This window comes from Pseudomonas sp. GW821-FHT02A08 (assembly GCF_059422045.1).
The window spans coordinates 1-2,925 of the sequence record NZ_JBWKWD010000079.1 but is presented as its reverse complement, the minus strand read 5'-3'; the positions used below and the strand labels follow the sequence as shown (position 1 = coordinate 2,925).

General features: G+C 57.0%; 3 protein-coding genes. 1 reads left to right on the top strand and 2 read right to left on the bottom strand.

Annotation, left to right across the window (positions count from 1 at the left end):
• Positions 1-138 precede the first annotated feature (138 nt).
• The gene (gene tam / locus AC07W4_RS27785; protein WP_495034724.1) at positions 139-909 is read left to right on the top strand and encodes a trans-aconitate 2-methyltransferase; all 771 of its coding nucleotides are present in this window, start codon (positions 139-141) and stop codon (positions 907-909) included.
• Between the two features lie 292 nt (positions 910-1,201).
• On the opposite strand, the gene AC07W4_RS27780 is transcribed toward tam, so the two are convergent.
• Positions 1,202-1,930 carry a class I SAM-dependent methyltransferase gene (locus AC07W4_RS27780; RefSeq protein ID WP_495034723.1) on the bottom strand — a complete coding sequence of 243 codons (729 nt, stop codon included), beginning with the start codon at positions 1,928-1,930 and terminating at the stop codon, positions 1,202-1,204.
• 307 nt (positions 1,931-2,237) lie between these two features.
• The gene (locus tag AC07W4_RS27775; RefSeq protein WP_007984686.1) at positions 2,238-2,507 is read right to left on the bottom strand and encodes a hypothetical protein; all 270 of its coding nucleotides are present in this window, start codon (positions 2,505-2,507) and stop codon (positions 2,238-2,240) included.
• Between the last annotated feature and the right edge of the window lie 418 nt (positions 2,508-2,925).

Here is a 2,925-nt window from a genome sequence, read left to right as displayed (position 1 = left end):
TAATCACGCCGGTTTTTTTCTGAAACGCTTAGCGAAGACTCTTACCAAAAGTGGAATAGAGCGGAACCTGTCAGGCGATGTAATGTAGCTACCCGATTGTCGGCTTCGGCCAGAACAACACACCGACAGGAGAACGCAATGAGTTGGTCCGCCAAACAGTACGTCGCTTTTGAAGATGAACGCACCCGTCCCGCCCGTGACCTGCTGGCGGCCGTCCCCGTCGGGGACGTGCGCTCGGCCATCGATATCGGTTGTGGGCCCGGCAACTCCACCGAGTTGCTGGTGGAGCGCTTTGCCAATGCCACGGTGCGTGGGCTGGACAGTTCCAGCGACATGATCGAGGCCGCTCGCAGGCGCTTGCCGCAGGTGCAGTTCGACATCGCCGACATCGACACCTGGAATGACAGTGGCCCCTTCGATGTGATTTTCGCCAACGCGGTGTTGCAGTGGGTGCCTGATCACGCCACGTTGCTGCCGTTGCTGGTGAGCAAACTGGCGCCGGGTGGCAGCCTGGCCGTCCAGATGCCTGACAACCTGAATGAGCACTCGCACCGCTTGATGCGTGAAGTCGCCGCTGATGGCCCATGGGTCGGCAAACTGGCAGGCGCCGCCGGGCAGAGGACCGAAATGGCCGATGCCAGCGGTTATTACTCGATACTCAAAGCCTGTTGCACCCGCGTCGATGTGTGGCGCACCACTTACCATCATCCGCTCGCGGGTGGTGCGTCTGGTGTGGTGGAGTGGTTCAAGGGCAGTGGCTTGCGGCCGTTTCTCGATCCGCTGGACGAGGCGGAACGGGCGCAGTATCTGAAGCAATATCAGACTGCTATCGAGCGGGCGTATCCGGCCTTGGCCGATGGGTCGGTGCTGCTGCCGTTTCCGCGACTGTTTATCGTTGCGACCCGCTGATGCAAAACAGGGACAGTTGATGAGCGTCATCTGCCCCTTTTTACGGTTTGGAAGAATTACTGTGGCTTGTTCTTTTTTGAGCGCCGGGCACTCAAGTACTCAAAGGCAAACGAGGCAAAGCCGAACAACCCGATCATTGAAATGATCATGATTCCCAACTCTGAATTGTGCATGTTGATCTCGGGACGAAGGGTGAGCCGGGAGAATAAGGGAACTGTTGCCGGGCTCAACGCAGCTCTACGGTTTCTTTACTCGCTTGCGGTGATCTATACGCAAAAGATATGAGCGTGGCTCAGCGCTGAACACCGACCAACATCATCATCGGCCGCTCCCGCTCTTCGGCAAGCGCCGGTTGCGCCGCCACCTCGGCATCGCTTGGCCCCCATTCATTGACATGGCGGATGCTGAAACCCACCGCAATCAGCATGTTGAGCAACGTGCCAATGGTGCGATGCTGCTTGATCACACCCTCGGCCAGCCAGTTGGTCACGCGCTCACCTTCATTCTGATAAGCGTCCACCGGCCAACTCTTGCGGCCCTCGGCATCAATGATCCAGCCAGGGTTACGCGGTGCCATGAAGATCGGATGTTCGATGGAAAACACGAAATGCGCGCCGGGTTTTAGCGCCGCATGGACATTGGCAAACAACCCCGGCAAGTCCTTGATGTAGTGCAGCGCCAAGGAGCTGTAGGCCAGATCGAAATCGCCGCCCGACAGATCCAGGGCTTCCAGGTCGGCGCGCTCATAACGGATGTTTGATGCGGAGGTGGATTTGCGCGCCTGCTCCAGCATCTTTTCCGAAACGTCGAGCCCGAGTACGCTGCCGGCGCCTTGCTCACTGGCCCAACGGCAAAACCAGCCGTAACCGCAACCGAGGTCCACCACCTTCAAGCCTTGCATCGGCGGCAACATCGCCTTCAGCGCAGGCCATTCCGGCGCGGCATCAAGACCGCCAATCGAACGGGCCATCTGGCTGTAGCTCTGGAAGAAACCGGGATCGTCGTAGATGTTTTGGGTCATGTTCAAGTTGCTCTGTTGAAATCATTCATTGGCAGCATCGGAAGTGTTCCGTATGCGTTCTTTCGAAAAATGATGACGCGAGTTCGCTGATAGCCGTGCAGTGAAGAGGGGGGGGGGGTGAAGGTGAGGGAAATGCTAGCGGGGCGGGCGATGAGGGGAAACGGGTTGTACGTTGTGGATTTGTAAGCGCAGTCATTGTGGGAGCGAGCTTGGTCCGGGCGGCGTTCCGACGATGACGGTTTTACATTCAACTTCCATGTTGTCTGCCAGTCCGCTATCGCGAGCAAGCTCGCTCCCACAGATTACGTCAGGACGGTTCTGCATCCATGCGTCGAGCGATGACATCCAGCACATCACAACCATCGCGCAAGGGGATGCAGCACAATAATGCGAAGTCGCTGAGGATCACGGAGTCAGTGCTGATTTCACCTCGCATCGCGAGGTTTTCGAGAACCTGCGTCACGGCACCGATTCGGTAACGGGCGCTGCTGAGCAGTGAATGCAACGGTTGTTTGGTGTTGACGTAAAAGGAGGGTAGATCGTCGGCGTTGCTGGTTAAAGCCATGTATTCGTTCATGAGTGGTTTCCATGGAGAGTAGATGACCTACCACTCAATCGTCGCCAAACAATAGGGTGGTAGCTGTACGCGGGTTGGCGAACCGGGCCATGGTAAACCGGCAGATCCTGGGATCTCCCACGCACAGCCACCAAAAAAGCAGGCAGCCAAGTGCGTTCAAAAGCGCTCCGAGAACTACTCGGAGGCTTCTGTACCAAGGCATCGAGTCGCCAAACCCGATACGCCATTTGGGCGTGCTCGGACTATAGGTCTCAAGACAAAGGCACAGCAATGCGCAAGTGTACGGACAATTCCCAGTGTCGTGTAGGACGTTGCTTTTTCTAGCGTTGATCTCTGTTGGGCCCTTAAAAGTGGGCCTTAGCACTAACGTTGGCAGGCGAATCACCAAATTCCGCGCACAAAAAAACCGGCCACTTGG

Excerpts from the sequence above, each read along its gene's own strand:
- tam (WP_495034724.1), top strand. The coding sequence starts at position 139 with ATGAGTTGGTCCGCCAAACAGTACGTCGCTTTTGAAGATGAACGCACC.
- AC07W4_RS27775 (WP_007984686.1), bottom strand. The coding sequence starts at position 2,507 with ATGAACGAATACATGGCTTTAACCAGCAACGCCGACGATCTACCCTCC.
- AC07W4_RS27780 (WP_495034723.1), bottom strand. The coding sequence starts at position 1,930 with ATGACCCAAAACATCTACGACGATCCCGGTTTCTTCCAGAGCTACAGC.